Below are 16,976 nucleotides of genomic sequence, written 5' to 3'. Positions count from 1 at the left end.
ATCACTTCGTCAAAGGATGTCCTGTATTCACTAACCTATTCATATCATTTGAGATTATGTTTAATTATTGGCCTGTCCGAACCTTGCACCAGGTGCTCGCTCGGAGAGATACTCACGCTCCATCCACGATTGCCAGTCCGCAGAACTCTCCGGCATAATCCATTGCGGATAACGCGCATGCTCTGCACGCTCATAGCCTTTACCTCCCAGTACAAAGCGAATATGCGGGAATTCGTTCATAATCCGCTCGACGAGCTGATCACATTTTTCAAGAAGTCCTGGACTTGTGATCGACAGGCAGACCAACTTGATCTTCTGCTCCCGGATAATCGGGAAGATGCCTTCCTCTGGCGTGTTGGCACCGAGATATAGTACTTCCGCTCCATTTTTGCGCATAAAGAGAGAGAACAGCAGCAATCCAACCTGATGGTGCTCCCCTTCCGGACACAACGCCAGAACTTTGGGCAGATGCGGATAGATCGGGAACAGATGGAAAAACTGATAAAACCGCTGTGATATCAGCTGTGTCATGAAGTGTTCCTGAGCCACCGAAGCCCTGCCTTGCTCCCATGCATCTCCAACCCGAACCAGAATGGGCACCAACACATGATAGAACATCGAGTCATACCCATACATGGTGAAACCAAAATCAATCAAACCATTGGCACGTTCACCCTGAAAGTTGTAGAGCGAGTCATAGATCTGATCTGCCATGCGTGCGTAGGCTTCTTCCATCGTAGGCACCGGAGCCATGATCGGCGTGGGCACAGCCTCGGGCGGATTTAATTTGTTTACTTTCAACATCCGTACCGCTTCCGAAATATTGGTCTGATGCAGCTCAACTTGTTCTTTCAACCAGCGCAGATCCGCAACATTCTCTTCGGTATACATTCGATAACCCGATTCCGTCCGCTCAGGGGTGACCGCACTATACCGATTCTCCCAAGCCCGGAGCGTTACCGTCGGGATACCGAGCATGGCAGCGACTTGTTTGATGGAATACACCTTATTACCCACTTTCTTTCCTAAATGTCCAGATTTCAAAGGTTATATCATTGGTTCCCCGTCCTTGTCAGGCATATGAAAACCCTAACATTCTACAAAAATAATACACTCATTATACACAACGCTCAGACACCTGTCGATTGCATCCTGCCAATTTTGCCATATGCATTTTACCGCTACATTCGTTATGCTAGCGGGTTCTCCTGCGTCAACGTTATCATCCGTGTGGTAATAGAAGTCAGCAAGTACAGAAGGGGGAGTCCACCGTTGGTCTCATTACGCCGCCATTCATCAGACCGCAAATCTTCACGCGGCAAATTTCCATACATACGAACAGGAATCGTCCTATTGATCCTATGGCTCATCGCCGTCATGCTCTATCAAACCTACAAACCATTACCAGCGGGCATTTCCTACGAAAGTCCGGAGTATCGTGTGGATCAAGTCGAGTTCCTGCATGACCTCACTTATCCTTCCTCCGACGGACAGATGGAGCACGAACAGCAGATTTTCCAGCGCATGATGCAAATTGTGGAGGAAGCAGAGCAGTTTGTCCTGGTGGATATGTTCCTGTTCAATAATTATCAGCACAAGGGACAGAACTTTCCTCCCGTGAGTACTGAATTCACCGAGGCTCTGGTCGCCAAAAAAAATCAGCATCCTGATATGGATATCTGGTTCATTACAGATGAAGTAAATACCAACTATAACTCAGCACCCAATCCGTTACTGGAACAAATGAAACAAGCAGGCATTCATGTGGTCATCACGGATGTGGACCCTTTGCGTGATTCAACTCCAGTATACTCTGCGGTCTGGCGGACCTTCTTCCAATGGTTCGGTCAATCCGGAGATGGCTGGATCAAAAATCTGATGGCGACGGATGGTCCAGATGTAACTGTACGTTCCTATCTCAAGCTGCTCAATGTGAAAGCCAATCATCGCAAAGTTGTTGTTAGTGAGAAGAAGGCGATTGTCTCTTCTGGCAATATTCATGATGCGAGTGCCTACCACTCAAATATTGCATTTGAAGTAACAGGTCCAATCATTGGCGATATTCTTCAGTCAGAGCAAGCTGTTCTCGACATCTCGGGCGGAGGCCAGGTTCCTGCCTACACAGCTCCTCCCACGGATTCCAAAACGGGAGATTTGCGAGTCCGCTATTTAACGGAAGGCAAAGTGAATGACGCTGTACTCCATGAGATCAATCAGGCTGGCAAAGGTGACACCTTATGGATGGGCATGTTCTATGTGGCCTCTCCGAAAGTATTGGAAGCCCTGCTGGAATCCGCAAAACGAGGAACCGAGATCCGGCTTGTACTGGATCCAAATGAAAATGCCTTTGGTCAGGAAAAGATCGGCATTCCGAACCGTCCTGTCGCTGCTGAATTGCATGATAAATCCGACGGTAAAATTCAGATACGCTGGTATAACACCACCAAGGAGCAATACCATACCAAGATGATCTATCTTGCCAAAGCAACCGGAGATCATATTGTACTCGGGGGTTCAACCAATTTCACCCCCCGAAACATGAATGACTACAATCTGGAGAATGATCTATGGGTTGCTGCACCTCCAGACAATAAGTTCACGCTTGATATCGCGAATTATTTCGAGCGTATTTGGAATAATGATGATGCGGAGTTTACGTTAGACCTGAATGAGTTTCAGGAGAAGACTACGTTTTTGAAAGGTATCCTATATAAGCTGCAGCTGATTCTGGGTCTTACGACCTTTTGATGAAAAACCACATTCATACCTGTTATATCCGCCTGTACTCTACTGTGCAGGCGGATATTTTCATCTTGACAGGCGATGTGAAGTGTGAAAATATAATTACCTAACGACCGTTAGGAAGGTGATTGAATGACTGCTCAATCCATTCGGGATGCAGCCCTGTTTCATTTTGCGAGAGATGGCTATGAGGGGGCTTCTCTGAGAGCTATTGCTGATGAAGTCGGGATTAAAAAACCGTCCATATATGCACATTTTAGCTGCAAGGATGACTTGTTTTTACACACACTGGCCTTTGCTTTTCACGAGGTAAAACGGCACACACTGGAATATTTCCGCGATCATGCGGATCTGCCATTGGAGCAGAGGCTGAAAGGCTTGTTGATCTGGTTCGAACAAGAATACAATGCCCATGCTTCGGCTCGATTGATGTTGCGTAATTGTTTTTACCCACCCCTTTCTCTGTATAGCGAAGTGATGGATCAGGTGTATCCGTTTATCGATGGCATGGAACGTGCTCTGAATCGTCTGCTGCAACGGGCAATGCGTAATGGAGATATACCGCCCCTTCCGGCGGAACAAGCCGCCATTGCATTTATGACGTTCCTCGACGGTATCACCGTGGAAATAATCTATGGAAGCTCACGTCGGTACAAGAGAAGGTTGGAAGCATCCTGGCCTGTCTTTTGGCATGGCATTCATCATTTGAACGAAGAGGCACAACACGTTGTGCCGGAAGGAGATTTAACATCATGAACCGCAACTGGTTATATGTATTTATCGGTGGAATTATTGAGATTGTCTGGGTAAGCGGGCTGAAACATGCCTCGAATGCCTGGGAGTGGACTTTAACGGGGATTGCCATCGTGATCAGCTTTGGACTGATCATTGCCGCTTCCAAAAGGTTGCCTGTAGGTACGGTGTATGCCGTCTTTACGGGAATTGGTACGGCGGGTACCGTCCTTACGGAAATGGTACTGTTTGGTGAGCCATTCCGCTTGGCCAAAGTATTGCTCATCGGGCTGCTGCTCTGCGGCGTAATTGGACTGAAGCTGGTTACGGATCAGCAAGAAGCCAAAGGAGGTGCAGTATAATGGCTTGGATGGCAATTGTAGGTGCAGGGATATGTGAAATTTTCGGCGTAATCGGTATTAATGGTGCTTCCACCAAGAAAGGATGGCCATACATCGTACTTATGCTGGTGTCGTTTGTGTTCAGCTTCTCGCTGTTGTCCTACGCCATGACGTCCATTCCCATGGGCACAGCGTATGCCGTGTGGACGGGAATCGGAACGGTCGGCAGTACGTTAACAGGCATGTTCCTGTTCGGTGAACGGAAAGAAGCGAAACGTATCCTGTTTATCGCAATGATTTTGGTGGCAGCCGTTGGTCTGAAACTGATCACATAATGGAACAACTGAATTACACTTTAAACTCCGGTGATAGCATATGCTTCCGAAGAAGCTTTCTTACAGAAAGCTTTAAGGCGAACACTTCGTTTCTTCAAGTCGGTTCTGTAATCTCCGTTATCGTGTAATTCTTAGCTTCCATTATGATATCTATTAAATTCTGTAATATAAAAAAGACGACTTCAATCAGGAAGTCGTCTTTTTTGGGATATGATATAAATAGGGAACCTCTTTAAACTTTGCTACGTAAGAAAGGATGTCGTAATCATGAAAAAATTATTGGCACGCATGGGCTCTTATACAGGGTATACCCTTCTGATCAGCATGGCCATCTTCTATCTCATCGCTCTGGTCGCCATTATTATACTCGCCTTGTACGCCTTCACTGGAGAAAACTAACTTATCCATTCTTGATACCTTATCCATAACGTACATACAAGCTACACCTTGTTACTTGCCGTCTCTACTTCCATTTGATCAACCTCTTTTCTCCGCTCTAATTTTCCAATTTACTCCCATTTGAATTCCTTCAACCAGATCGTTTATACTAAGTTTGACCCTAGAGTCAATTCAAGAACTCATAAGTTCCCTGATGAGGTGAAAGTATCGTTAATGAACCCTATACATGAGATGAATGAGAAGAAAAAACTCATCATTACTACAGCACTCAAGCTATTCTCGGAAAAAGGCAGTGCCGCAACCTCCATGCAGGAGATTGCAGAGATATGCGGGATGTCTAAGGGAAGCCTTTACCTTATATTCAAGTCCAAAGAGGAATTGGAAGACAGCACGATGGAGTACTGCTTATTTACACTCATAGACGAACTATCCCAGATCGAACATGAAGCTGACCTTACTCCGAGAGAACGTTCACACAAACAGATTGAGACACTGCTGGGCCATGTGTCCGAGCTAAAGGAATTTTTGCGTGTACAGATGCAAAGCATGATGATGAATGATGAGCCACATCGCAAGGAAAAATGCAGCCCGCAGCATAAAGATCTGGAGATCCTTACCCTACACGGTTTCAAGGACAAACTGGAAGATATGTACGGACCGGAGATTGAACCCTATACGATAGATCTTATTTTGCTCATACAGGGTATGTTCCTCTCCTACGTTAAGATCTGGTTTACCGAAATGCCTTCCCTTACCGTCTCCAAAATGGCAACCAATATGCTGCAAATGATTGATTATGCAGCTTACGGATTGCTCGATCAGCGCCCTGCGCCTTTGATTTTGTTGGAAGACTGGCCCGCATGGAATAGTGATCCAAACACAGACTCCACTGTGATGCGTCATCCCATTCACATCATCAAGCAAATGCAGGATATCGCTGGTTCCGAATTGCCCGCAGGGCAAACAAAGAATGATGTGCTCGAAACTATCGCCATTCTCAGACAGGAGATGATGGAATTCACGCCTCGGCGTGCCATCATTATCGGCATGATGCACAATTTGGAGAGCGTATCTGCCATCAAACCTTTGCACTCTGAGCTTAAGCACAGTCTGGATGCCAAGTATAGCCGGTTTATCCAGGCTGACTCGTCACACATATAAACAGGAGAAACAGAGAGGAGAAGAAACCATCGTATGAAAGGTATTATTAATTTTTCACTGAACAACAAGTTTGCGATCTGGATTCTGACAATTATCATCTCTTTCGCAGGTTTGTACAGCGGATTGACGATGAAACAAGAGACAATCCCGAACATCAACGTACCGTTTCTGAATGTCACTGCCATTGATCCGGGGGCTGCACCGGAGGGGATTGTTGAGGATGTCACGAAGCCTCTCGAAGTAAAACTACGCAATGTAGATGGCGTGAAGACAGTCACCTCCACTTCCATGGAAAATGCAGCATCGATCACACTTGAATTTGATTATGGAACAGATCTGACCAACGCAACTGCAACCGTTCGTGAGGCACTGAATGAAGTACAACTGCCTGACAGTGTGCAGAAGCCGACCATTTCCAAGTTCAGCATTAACTCTTTCCCGGTTGTATCTCTGAGCTTGTCCGACAAGGACGGCGGTGACCTGGAACAATTGACACGACTGGTTGAATCGGATATTCAGCCTGCACTAGAAGATATTGACGGTGTAGCTCAGGTTCAGGTGTCCGGTCAATATGTGAAAGAAGTTCAATTGAAGTTTGATCAAGCCAAAATGGCCGAGCTGGGCCTGACCGAAGATACGGTAAACGGCATCGTTCAAGGTTCATCCATTCGTGTGCCCCTTGGACTGTTTGAACTGGATAAATCCCAGAAGGCCGTTGTTGTAGATGGAAACATCGTCGACATCGATGATCTGAAAAACCTTGCCATTCCAGTAGTACCCGGCGGTGCTGGCGCTTCTGCAGGTAATGGTGCAAGCGCAGCCCCACAAGGCTCTGGAGCACCAACTGGTGAAGCTGGTCAAGGTACCGCTCCAAGTGCTTCACAAGGAACGGACCAGACTGCAGGCCAGGCTGCTGGCGGTAATGCCGGCGTGGGTAGTCCTTCGGGCGCTGCCAACGCAGCTGGTATCCCTACAGTGAAATTAAGTGAAATTGCCAAGATCGAAGTCATCGGTCAAGCGGAATCTATTTCCCGGACAGACGGCAAGGAATCGATCGGTATTTCCGTTGTAAAATCCAACGATGCCAACACGGTTGATGTCGTTAACGCAGTCAAAGATAAAGCGGAAGAGTTGCAATCGCAGTTCAAAAATGCTGATTTGACTGTACTGCTCGACCAAGGTAAGCCGATTCAGGACTCGGTGAACACGATGCTGGGCAAAGCCGTTTTTGGCGCCTTGTTTGCCATCCTGATCATCCTGCTCTTCCTGCGTAATATTCGTTCAACCATTATCTCCATTATCTCGATCCCGCTCTCCTTGCTCATGGCATTGACTGCGCTCAATATGATGGATATCACCTTGAACATGATGACGCTGGGTGCCATGACGGTTGCCATCGGACGGGTTGTCGATGACTCCATCGTTGTTATCGAGAACATCTACCGCAGATTAACACTCAAAGGTGAGAGATTGAAAGGCCGTGAACTGGTCCGCGAAGCAACTCGCGAGATGTTCATTCCAATTCTTTCTTCCACCATCGTAACAATTGCGGTATTCCTGCCACTGGCATTGGTAAGCGGTATGGTTGGTGAGTTATTCACACCATTTGCACTGACCATGGTATTTGCTTTGCTGGCATCCCTGATCGTTGCCATTACCATTGTGCCGATGCTTGCGCATACCCTGTTCCGTAAAGGGTTGAAGAATAAGCAGAATCATGAAGAAAAACCAGGCAAAATGGCGGAAGGTTACAAACGCCTGCTGAACTGGACACTGTCTCACAAACTCATCACGGTCAGTATTGCAGTGATCCTGCTGGTCGGCAGTTTGTTCCTGTACCCGTTCATCGGTGCAAGCTTCTTGCCGGAACAACAAGATAAATATGTGACCATTACGTACAGCCCACAAACAGGAGCTTTGCGTGAAGATGTAGAAAAAGAAGCACTCGTTGCCGAGAAGTGGTTGCTGGAACAACCGGGTCTGGAGAAAATGCAATATTCCATCGGCGGAAGTAATCCACTGAGCAGTATGGGTGGCGGTGGTTCCAACTCGGCTCTATTCTATATTGAATATAACGAAGATACGAAAGACTTTACTCAAGTGAAGGAACAGCTTGTAGAAGGTCTGAAGAAGGAAGTTAGCGTAGGAACCTGGAGTGAGCTTGATATGTCCGGGGGTCTAGGTGGCAGTGGCTTGAGCCTGTCCATCTATGGCGATAATGTAGAGCAACTCAAACCTGTATCGGATGAAATTCTGAAACTGGTTGAAGCGGATAAGGATAATTTTGAAAAAGCAGATACAACACTTGCTGACACCTACGGGCAGTACACGCTCGTGGCAGATCAAGAGAAATTAAGCTCCCTGGGTCTGACTGCAGGCCAACTGGCTATGGCACTGAGCCCGGCACGGGAACGTCCTGTGCTCACGGAAGTTGATATCGATAATAAAACGTATAAAGTATATGTAGAGACAGACGATAAAACATTCAGCAGTATTGATGAGATTGAGGATGAAACCGTCACTTCACCGCTTGGCATCCAAGTTCCGATCAAAGATGTTGCCAAAGTGGAAGAAGGTACGTCCCCGAACTCCATCATGCAAATTGATGGTAAGGTTGTTGTGCAAGTTACAGCCAACATCTTGGCTTCGGATGTAACGAAAGCCTCGAGTAACTTACAGGCTGAGATCGACAAGTTGGATCTGCCTGATGGCGTTGAAGTGAAGTTCGGTGGTACAACCGAACAGATTAATGATACATTCACTCAACTGGGTCTCGCCATGCTGGCAGCCATCGCCATTGTATACTTCGTGCTCGTTGTTACATTCGGCGGCGGATTGGCACCATTCGCAATCCTATTCTCCCTGCCATTTACGGTTATTGGTATTATGGTAGGTCTGTTCATCGCTGGTGGTACGCTTGACGTCTCCGCCATGATGGGTGGACTGATGCTCATCGGTATCGTGGTAACCAACGCCATCGTGTTGATCGACCGTGTTATTCACAAGGAAAAAGAGGGTATGCCTACCCGCGAAGCCTTGCTGGAAGCCGGTGCAACTCGTCTGCGTCCAATTCTGATGACCGCTCTCGCAACCATCGGTGCCCTGTTGCCACTGGTAACGGGTCTCGAAGAAAGTGCGGGTATCATATCCAAAGGATTGGGAATTACCGTAATCGGCGGTCTGATCAGCTCCACGCTGCTCACGCTGGTTATCGTACCAATTGTGTATGAGTTCCTGATGAAATTTAAAAAGAAAAAAATCGAAGATTAAGAAGTCGTTGATCGTGCTCATGTAAAGATTTGAGTACAACTTAACTACAGGCTGTACGCTCTAACCTCTCGCCCCTTAGCCCATATTGGAATGATTGAATTCCGATGTGATGCTAAGGGGCTTTTTTATTTGAGTCGAAATTACCTCACATAGACTGACATAGAACCCATTCATTTTAATCAAAATCACAAAAAGAATAGTCTCGATTGTCATTTGAAACAAATGAACGTCAGATTTCAGCTCATCGTCTGTAAATCGACTTATAATATGGATTAATTATGCAAGTTGACGGATTCCAGACTCCAGATAGATCACATGTGATTGGGGAAGGATGGTGGTTGTGTGGGGGAGACAACGCTTCATATTCAAGTCAGAGACATGTTAAAACGTCCCGTGTTTCGCAAGGCGGAAGTTTTGGCCAGTGATCGTGCACTGGAGCGGTATGTTCGCTGGGTTCATATCATGGAAGTCCCTGAGGTAGGGGACTTGCTCAATGGCGGGGAATTGGTGCTGACGACAGGCATTGGCTGGCAGGAAGGTGAGCAGCAAGGTCTGTCTTTTCTGCGTCAGTTAATTGCACGTGGGGCTGCCGGTCTCTGCATGGAACTGGGGGATCACACCAAGTCGCAGCTTGGTGCCATGAAGGAAATTGCAGTCGCAGCGGATTTCCCGTTGATCTGGTTCCACGAACAAGTCCGTTATATCGATATTACGCAAGATCTGCATTTCACCCTGATTCGCAGTCATCAGCGGATGATCGCCGAACTCGATAGTCTCACCACCTCATTTAACCAGCTTCTTCTGAATGGAGATGGCGTACAACCTCTGCTTCGATTATTGTCACGAACAACCGGATGTGCCGTGGCATTATACCCACTTGAAGGGGAAGCGAGCAGCGTTCCCTATTGCGCTCCAGAGCAGCTGGAGATTCGTCGGCAGGATTGGTTTTTGCAGCGGGGACATTTGGCTGGAGAGGATATTCCAAATGTAATGCAGCTGTCAGATAACACATTACATGCACTCAGCATGCCTGTTCGGGCGTTAGACTACACCTTTGCCGATCTTGTACTCATGCACCAAAAACTGTCCGATCACGATTCAAGCATACCCATCCAACCTTCGGATGAATTCGTCATTCAGGCACTGGAACGTTGCGCAGCCGCAATTGCCCAGGATTGGATGCGAACCAAATACATGGAAGAGAAACGCCGCTACAAAGAAGATATGTGGGTCATTGACTGGCTTAACGGACATCACTCCACGAAGGAAATCCATGAATATGTATCCACCGTTAATCCCCTTCTTGCAACAAGCAAAGCCACGATTATCTTATTCGACAGTAACCCTGCATACACAGACAGCCTCAGGCTTCAGAAATTATTGATCCAACGTAACATCGTCGCCCGTTCCGTGTTCGCTCGGGAGAATTTCACCCTCTACAGCACCGTTCTGAATCACCAGATCATCCTTATCATTCTCGACCCACTACCTGGATCTCAGCGCAAAAGCAGTCTCTGGCGCTGCATCGAACAGCTGCAGCAGCACGAGCAGGAACAGACCTACTGCCTCTTCTCAGGCCTGATCGGTATCAGTCATAACTGCACAGACCTCTCCCGTCTCAAGGACAGCCTGGAATCCGCGAAGGAGACACTTCGAATTCAGAAGGACATCGGCGAGATGCAGCAGCCCTTTTACAGCAACCTTCATTGTTATCGCATCATCGCCAGCATGAAGCAGAGTGGCAATCTGGATGATTTCATCGAAGAATATCTGGGGCCGCTCATCCGTTACGATATAGAGAAAGGAGGCCAGCTGCTACGAACGCTCAAACAATATTTGGTCCTGTGCTGCTCCAAGCAAGAGACGGCCACCGTTCTATATATTGTCAGACAGACACTGTATCACCGTTTGGACAAAATCGAAGCCCTTCTGGGAGAAGACTATATCCTCCCAGAGAAGCGGGTAGCGATCGAACTTGCACTCTATGCATATGAGTACGTACACGGCCCGATCGCATGAAGGCTTCAGTACAGACTACGCTCCCCGCTGCTCCTGAAGCTGGCGAATCAGGATGTGACTGAACCATTTCCGTCCAGACGCTGTGCCTACGTATTGCTCTTGTTTCTCTTCGGGAAGATCCGGGTGCCCCCATATGACGTGAGCACCCTCCAGATGTTCCCGTACCGCATAGATCCGATAACCCTGCGCAACCATTCGCTCTATGGCGATCCTCTCGGCTTCAAACATATCATGATCGGACATCAGCTTCTCCCTCCATTCACTGCCGTCACAGGCTGTTTCATCGGTATGGGTGCGCCTGCATCATACTTGTTGCGCTTCACATATTGGCCTGCCCCTGCTGTTCCGGCATACTGCCGATCCCGAATGACATACTCCCCGCGACACATCACCGTCACTGGACATCCCTGTACCTGCATCCCTTCAAATGCACTGTAATCCACGTTCATATGATGCGTATCTGCCGAGATCACCCTGTTTACAGATGGGTCAAAAATAACGATATCCGCATCTGTCCCTACAGCCAGAGTCCCTTTCTGCGGAAATAATCCAAATAACTTGCTCGCTCTTGTCGAACACAGATCGACCCACTGATTGAGCGTAATCCGCCCCTTGACTACACCTTCCGAATACAGAATGCTGAGGCGATCTTCAATGACAGGTCCCCCGTTCGGAATTTTGCTAAAATCATCCTTGCCCAGGTCCTTCTGCCCTTTGAAATTAAACGAGCAATGATCGGAGCCAATCGTCTGCAACTGACCACTTTTCAATGCATTCCACAACACGTCCTGGTGAGCCGCTTCCCGCAGCGGTGGTGACCAGACATACTTTGCACCCTCGAAGTCCGGCTGATCCATGATCGACTGATCCAACGTCAAATACTGAGGACAGGTCTCCCCCCAGATTCGGTATCCCATTTCACGCATACGCCCGATCTGTTCCACAGCCTCCGCACAGGTCACATGCACCACATACAACTGTGAATCCGCAAGTGCAGCCAGACGTGCCGCCCGGCCTGTCGCTTCTCCCTCCAGCATGGATGGACGAGTCAGCGCATGATGAATCGGCTCGGTGCGCCCTTCAGCGAGCGCCTGTCGAACCAGCAGGTCAATAACATCCCCGTTCTCGGCATGCACCATGACGAGTGCGCCGTACTCTTTTGCCTTTTGCAAAGTCTGGAAGAGAATCCCGTCATCGGCTTGAAACTGATTTTTATACGCCATGAACACCTTAAAGGATGACACACCCTCTTCTTCAATGATCTGCGGTAACTCTTCCAGCACCTGATCATTCATCTCCCCAATCATGAGGTGGAAACCGTAGTCGATGGAGGCTTTACCCTCGGCCTTGGCATGCCACTCCTGGAGGGATTCGATTAAGGGACGGCCTTTTTGTGTCAGGCAGAAATCAATGATCGTTGTTGTACCACCAAAGGCTGCCGCTGTTGTTCCCGTCGCAAAATCATCCGCCGTTACCGTTCCACCAAATGGCATATCCAGATGTGTATGCGGGTCGATGCCGCCCGGAATGACGTAACAACCCGCTGCATCCACGACTTCCGTTCGTTCGTCAGGCACCAGCCCGATGCCAATCTGGGTGATTTTACCCTTTTCGATCAAAATATCTGCTTCAAAGGTATCTGACGCTGTGACCAACACACCATTACGAATCAATTTGCGGGTACTCATGATATCGCCTCCTTGGTTGATTGATCTCTAACGGATTGCAGCATGGCAATCGCAGACTGACGTTCATTCCAGGTTACAGGTTCCTGCTCAGGTACAAGTTCAACCATGTCAATCGCCCCATCCACCGGGCAAACGATCGAACACAGATTACAACCAACACAGTCCTCTTCCACCACTTCCAGATAGGAGCCGGACGGGTCGGTCAACATATCAATACACTGGTGCGAGGTGTCCTCACAAGCAATATGGCATTTGTTGCAATTGATGCAGACATCGCGGTTGATGCGGGCGACCACTTTGTAGTTCAGATCGAGATTGCCCCAATCCGAGTAACGTGGAACCGTCTGACCTACCAGTTCTGCTACGCTGCTCAGACCCTTTTCATCCAGATAATCGTTCAGCCCATCAATCATGTCCTCCACAATGCGGAATCCATGATGCATCGCTGCGGTACATACCTGAACCCCTGTAGCACCCATGAGCAGAAACTCTGCCGTATCCCGCCAGTCCGAGATTCCACCAATACCCGAGATCGGCACACCCACCTCCGGATTACGCGCGCACTCAGCAACCATGTTCAGTGCAATTGGCTTCACGGCTGGGCCACAGTATCCGCCATGTGCTCCTTTGCCGCCCACATGGGGCACGGTATTCCACGAATCCAGATCCACACCTGCGAGAGAGTTAATGGTATTGATCAGAGAGATCGCATCCGCGCCACCTCGTACAGCTGCCCGGGCTGTCGCCGTAATATCCGTGATATTTGGCGTGAGCTTCACGATCACCGGTGTGGTCGCCACTTCCTTCACCCACATCGTCTGGAGTTCTACGAGGTCAGGTTGCTGACCAGAGGCGGCTCCCATACCTCGTTCGGCCATGCCATGCGGGCAGCCAAAGTTCAGCTCCAGGCCATCGACGCCGACGGCCTCCACCTTTTTGACAATCTCATGCCACTTCTCTCGCGTAGGTTCCACCATCAGTGAAGCGACAACCGCGCGATCCGGGAATCGTTTCTTGGTCTCGGCAATCTCCCGCAGATTTACTTCCAGCGGACGGTCCGATATCAATTCTATATTGTTAAACCCCGCCACCCGTTGCCCACCAAAATGGACCGCAGCGAAACGGGAGGATGTATTGATAATTGGCTCACCCAGCGTCTTCCACACCGCGCCACCCCAGCCTGCCTCGAACGCACGTTGGACCTGATAGCCCGTATTGGTCGGTGGTGCTGAAGCCAGCCAGAATGGATTGGGTGATCGAATACCTGCCAGATTAATAGATAAGTCAGCCATAACGATCCCTCCTTGGTGTTGTTTGAACTTACTATATAAGTTGAACTAAAGATTATTTACACTGACACTACGATGACAGAATAACCTTCCTATCGCTGTTATCCCCAGATTTTTTTGATTCCTTTTATAAAGGGAAAATCCGGGGATAAAGGCAAGAGTATGCTTCCGATGCAGCTTTCTTTCAGAAAGCTTTTAGCTCTCCGCTTCTTCAGGTTCTTTCTGTCCTCTCCGTTTCGTGTAAATGTTAAGTTCAATTTTTATCGTTGTACTGGATATTTGGTCGTGCTCAGGATCTCTGCGTAGAACGGGTGTTTCTAGATAGTACGCACCTAAATTCTAACGAACTATACAGCTCTTATTGGGCTCATTAGCGGCACTTTCAAAATCTAACGAATCGTAAAAGTCTTATTTGGCTGTAGTAGCTCATTTCGGCTTCATTTCAACAGGTGTTCGTCAACATAAGACGTGTGAGATTCGTTAGATTTTCCAATCCTCGGTAATTGCCACTATAAGGTGTGTAGGGTTCGTTAGCGCGTCAGGGACATTAGGAATTGATGTACCCACACTTCTTGCTCAGATCTGATCTACACCTCTATCACTCTATTAGTCCCTTGCGCCCTCCCACCCGTACTCTCCTTGGATGCTCTCATTCCACGCTTTACGTGTACTCTCCACTTCCCTTTGTCTCCCTCACAACTCACGCCGTCTCTTCCACCTGTCCAGGTAACGCCTTCATGACTGCGGCAGCTGCCAGCTTACCCTGCTGTGCAGCCGAGACAACCATTGCCTCTCCCTGGCCCTGACCAAAAATAACGTCTCCTGCCGCATAGATCTGAGGGTGCGAGGTACGAAACGTATGCGGCTCAATCTCAACGACGCCCCATTGGTGACGCAGCCCAAACGCTTCAATTAATGGTAATAAACGATGCTGTCCAATCGCCCGGATGACCGTATCACATTCAATCATGAACTCCGATCCCTCGACAGGCACAGGCAATGCACGCCCACCGCCAGGCGGGGTAATCAGTTCCATTCTCACGCATTCTACAGCCTGAACCCGACCGTTCTCGTCTCCAATGATACGCTGTGGCATCGTAAACCAGCGGAACTCCACACCCTCCTGCTTGGCAAACGTATATTCAAACGAATACGCCGTCATCTGGCTTTCCCCGCGCCGATATAACATCTGCACCCTCTCGGCACCAAGACGTACCGAACAGGTCGCTGCATCTACCGCCGTATTGCCCGCGCCAATAACGGCGACCTTTAGACCATTCAGCGCGGGTGGAACACCCTGCTTGGTAGACTCCACCAGTTCAATCGCATCATAGACACCTTCCAGTGTCTCTCCTTCAATGCCCAGCATAGGTACTGAACCCATGCCACAGGCCAGAATGACCGCTTCATGCTGCTCCAGCAACTGCGAAGCAGGGATATCCACACCGATGCGCACCCCATAACGGATCTGCACACCAAGTGCCTCCACCTGCTCCACTTCCCATAGCGCAACCGATTCGGGCAAACGGAAAGATACGATGCCATACGTATTCAGCCCGCCGCCTTTGGGTTTGGCTTCATAGATCGTCACCTCATACCCTGCGCGCCCCAGTTCACGTGCCGCCGATAATCCCGCTGGCCCGGCACCTACAACAGCAACATTTCTCCCATTGGCAGGTGCCGCCTGGAATAACGGCTCATTCTTCGCCCGTGCCCAGTCGGTGGCGTAACGCTGCAAGTCACCAATTCTAATCGGCTTTGACGATTCGTTCAGCACACATGCACCTTCACACAGTTCCTCAGTGGGACAGACACGTGCGCAGCTGGCTCCAACCGGATTCGCATCCATGATGGTGCGGGCCGAACCTTTCAGGTGCCCTGTTGATATTTTGCTAATAAAAGAAGGGATATTAATGTCGGTTGGACAGGCCTTGATACAAGGTGCATCGTAACAGTACAGACAGCGGTTTGACTCTTCCATCGCTTCCTTACCTGTCATGGCGGGTTTCATCTCGGCAAAACGACTCTCCCACCCATAATCGGATAACGTTGTTCCTGAGCTGTTCATCAATGTCATGCACCTCCTGAAGTTTGATTCGCGCTAGCTTCCAGCCACTTTTACAGACTAACCAGATGTTCGTACGTTTCCGGTCTGCGATCCCGGTAGAACTGCCATACATTACGTACCTCACGAATCATCTCCGTATCCATCTCGCCAATGACGACCTCATCCTGATCACGGCTGCCGATTGCAACCATTCTGCCTCGCGGGTCGACCAGGTACGACTGTCCGTAAAATTCACCCATATTCCATGGCGCTTCCACGCCAACCCGATTGATCGCTGCAACATAATAGCCGTTAGCTACCGCGTGAGCAGGCTGTTCCAGTTTCCACAGATATTCCGATGTACCCGCAACCGTAGCAGACGGATTAAACACAATCTCTGCCCCTGCCAGCCCAAGTAATCGTGCTCCTTCCGGAAAATGACGATCATAACAGATGTACACACCCACTCTGGCGTAGGCCGTATCAAATACCGGAAACCCGAGGTTGCCTGGTTTGAAATAATACTTTTCCCAGAACCCATTCGTACCCTCACCTGCTTCCACATGCGGGATATGATGTTTGCGGTATTTGCCCAGATACGTACCATCTGCATCAATGACGGCTGCCGTATTGTAATACGAAGCAATGCCCTCCACCTCGTATACCGGCAAAATAATCACCACTGCAAGCTCCTTCGCCAGCTCCTGAAAAAGCTTGGTCGTCGGTCCTTCCGGCACCGGTTCAGCGGATGCATACCATCTGGGATTCTGCTCTGTGCAAAAGTACGGACCATAGAATACTTCCTGCAATCCAATGATCTTGGCCCCTCGTGCAGCAGCTTCACGGACCAGCGCAATGTGCTTCTGAACCGCAGCCTCTTTGTGAACTTCAACGGGAGCCGAACCTTCAATCTCATGAGAAGCCTGGATTAATCCGATGCTGATTTTGCCCAT

General features: G+C 48.9%; 14 protein-coding genes. 8 read left to right on the top strand and 6 right to left on the bottom strand.

Annotated elements, in window-relative coordinates; all coding sequences use genetic code 11:
• Nucleotides 1-60: 60 nt before the first annotated feature.
• Nucleotides 61-1,005: a MerR family transcriptional regulator gene (locus MKX68_RS13835; protein WP_340912330.1), complete on the bottom strand. Its 945-nt coding sequence runs from the start codon at nt 1,003-1,005 to the stop codon at nt 61-63.
• Nucleotides 1,006-1,272: 267 nt separating this feature from the next.
• On the opposite strand from MKX68_RS13835, the gene MKX68_RS13830 reads away from it, so the two are divergent.
• The 8 genes from MKX68_RS13830 to MKX68_RS13795 all read left to right on the top strand — a co-directional run bounded on the left by MKX68_RS13830 (nt 1,273) and on the right by MKX68_RS13795 (nt 10,999).
• Nucleotides 1,273-2,748: a phospholipase D family protein gene (locus MKX68_RS13830; RefSeq protein ID WP_340912328.1), complete on the top strand. Its 1,476-nt coding sequence runs from the start codon at nt 1,273-1,275 to the stop codon at nt 2,746-2,748.
• Nucleotides 2,749-2,874: 126 nt separating this feature from the next.
• Nucleotides 2,875-3,498: a TetR/AcrR family transcriptional regulator gene (locus MKX68_RS13825; protein WP_338588753.1), complete on the top strand. Its 624-nt coding sequence runs from the start codon at nt 2,875-2,877 to the stop codon at nt 3,496-3,498.
• Nucleotides 3,495-3,836, top strand: coding sequence for a DMT family transporter (locus MKX68_RS13820; RefSeq protein WP_017691902.1), 342 nt, complete (start codon nt 3,495-3,497; stop codon nt 3,834-3,836). Before MKX68_RS13825 ends, MKX68_RS13820 begins: the two co-directional genes overlap by 4 nt.
• Nucleotides 3,836-4,150, top strand: coding sequence for a DMT family transporter (locus MKX68_RS13815; protein WP_017691901.1), 315 nt, complete (start codon nt 3,836-3,838; stop codon nt 4,148-4,150). Before MKX68_RS13820 ends, MKX68_RS13815 begins: the two co-directional genes overlap by 1 nt.
• A gap of 267 nt (nt 4,151-4,417) precedes the next feature.
• Nucleotides 4,418-4,549, top strand: coding sequence for a hypothetical protein (locus MKX68_RS13810; RefSeq protein ID WP_340912324.1), 132 nt, complete (start codon nt 4,418-4,420; stop codon nt 4,547-4,549).
• Between the two features lie 213 nt (nt 4,550-4,762).
• The gene (locus tag MKX68_RS13805; RefSeq protein WP_339788418.1) at nt 4,763-5,710 is read left to right on the top strand and encodes a TetR/AcrR family transcriptional regulator; all 948 of its coding nucleotides are present in this window, start codon (nt 4,763-4,765) and stop codon (nt 5,708-5,710) included.
• A gap of 33 nt (nt 5,711-5,743) precedes the next feature.
• Entirely contained in the window at nt 5,744-8,980 is a 3,237-nt protein-coding gene (locus MKX68_RS13800) for an efflux RND transporter permease subunit (protein WP_339788415.1), read from the top strand.
• A gap of 378 nt (nt 8,981-9,358) precedes the next feature.
• On the top strand, nt 9,359-10,999 hold the full coding sequence (locus MKX68_RS13795) for a PucR family transcriptional regulator (RefSeq protein ID WP_340912320.1): 1,641 nt from the start codon (nt 9,359-9,361) through the stop codon (nt 10,997-10,999).
• Nucleotides 11,000-11,014: 15 nt separating this feature from the next.
• Here the strand turns inward: MKX68_RS13795 and MKX68_RS13790 are convergent, their stop codons facing one another.
• The 5 genes from MKX68_RS13790 to MKX68_RS13770 all read right to left on the bottom strand — a co-directional run bounded on the left by MKX68_RS13790 (nt 11,015) and on the right by MKX68_RS13770 (nt 16,976).
• Nucleotides 11,015-11,242 (bottom strand): hypothetical protein, encoded by a 228-nt coding sequence (locus MKX68_RS13790; protein ID WP_076332526.1) that lies wholly within the window; start codon nt 11,240-11,242, stop codon nt 11,015-11,017.
• Complete coding sequence (gene hydA, locus MKX68_RS13785) at nt 11,242-12,687, bottom strand: dihydropyrimidinase (RefSeq protein ID WP_340912316.1); 1,446 nt, start codon at nt 12,685-12,687, stop codon at nt 11,242-11,244. Before hydA ends, MKX68_RS13790 begins: the two co-directional genes overlap by 1 nt.
• Nucleotides 12,684-13,979 carry an NAD-dependent dihydropyrimidine dehydrogenase subunit PreA gene (gene preA / locus MKX68_RS13780; RefSeq protein WP_249912690.1) on the bottom strand — a complete coding sequence of 432 codons (1,296 nt, stop codon included), beginning with the start codon at nt 13,977-13,979 and terminating at the stop codon, nt 12,684-12,686. The genes hydA and preA overlap by 4 nt, the downstream gene beginning before the upstream one ends.
• Nucleotides 13,980-14,676: 697 nt before the next feature.
• The gene (locus MKX68_RS13775; RefSeq protein WP_340915386.1) at nt 14,677-16,044 is read right to left on the bottom strand and encodes an NAD(P)-dependent oxidoreductase; all 1,368 of its coding nucleotides are present in this window, start codon (nt 16,042-16,044) and stop codon (nt 14,677-14,679) included.
• Between the two features lie 50 nt (nt 16,045-16,094).
• Complete coding sequence (locus MKX68_RS13770) at nt 16,095-16,976, bottom strand: nitrilase-related carbon-nitrogen hydrolase (RefSeq protein WP_340912312.1); 882 nt, start codon at nt 16,974-16,976, stop codon at nt 16,095-16,097.

Origin of the sequence: Paenibacillus sp. FSL M8-0212 (assembly GCF_038004645.1) — a bacterium.
GTDB lineage: Bacteria > Bacillota > Bacilli > Paenibacillales > Paenibacillaceae > Paenibacillus.
Note: the sequence above shows the minus strand (reverse complement) of the source record. Positions and strands in the feature narration are given on the sequence as shown.

Coding starts and splice junctions, on each gene's coding strand:
- MKX68_RS13825 (WP_338588753.1), top strand. CDS start 2,875: ATGACTGCTCAATCCATTCGGGATGCAGCCCTGTTTCATTTTGCGAGA.
- MKX68_RS13820 (WP_017691902.1), top strand. CDS start 3,495: ATGAACCGCAACTGGTTATATGTATTTATCGGTGGAATTATTGAGATT.
- MKX68_RS13815 (WP_017691901.1), top strand. CDS start 3,836: ATGGCTTGGATGGCAATTGTAGGTGCAGGGATATGTGAAATTTTCGGC.
- MKX68_RS13810 (WP_340912324.1), top strand. CDS start 4,418: ATGAAAAAATTATTGGCACGCATGGGCTCTTATACAGGGTATACCCTT.
- MKX68_RS13805 (WP_339788418.1), top strand. CDS start 4,763: ATGAACCCTATACATGAGATGAATGAGAAGAAAAAACTCATCATTACT.
- MKX68_RS13800 (WP_339788415.1), top strand. CDS start 5,744: ATGAAAGGTATTATTAATTTTTCACTGAACAACAAGTTTGCGATCTGG.
- MKX68_RS13795 (WP_340912320.1), top strand. CDS start 9,359: ATGTTAAAACGTCCCGTGTTTCGCAAGGCGGAAGTTTTGGCCAGTGAT.
- MKX68_RS13790 (WP_076332526.1), bottom strand. CDS start 11,242: ATGTCCGATCATGATATGTTTGAAGCCGAGAGGATCGCCATAGAGCGA.
- hydA (WP_340912316.1), bottom strand. CDS start 12,687: ATGAGTACCCGCAAATTGATTCGTAATGGTGTGTTGGTCACAGCGTCA.
- preA (WP_249912690.1), bottom strand. CDS start 13,979: ATGGCTGACTTATCTATTAATCTGGCAGGTATTCGATCACCCAATCCA.
- MKX68_RS13775 (WP_340915386.1), bottom strand. CDS start 16,044: ATGAACAGCTCAGGAACAACGTTATCCGATTATGGGTGGGAGAGTCGT.
- MKX68_RS13770 (WP_340912312.1), bottom strand. CDS start 16,976: ATGGGCAAAATCAGCATCGGATTAATCCAGGCTTCTCATGAGATTGAA.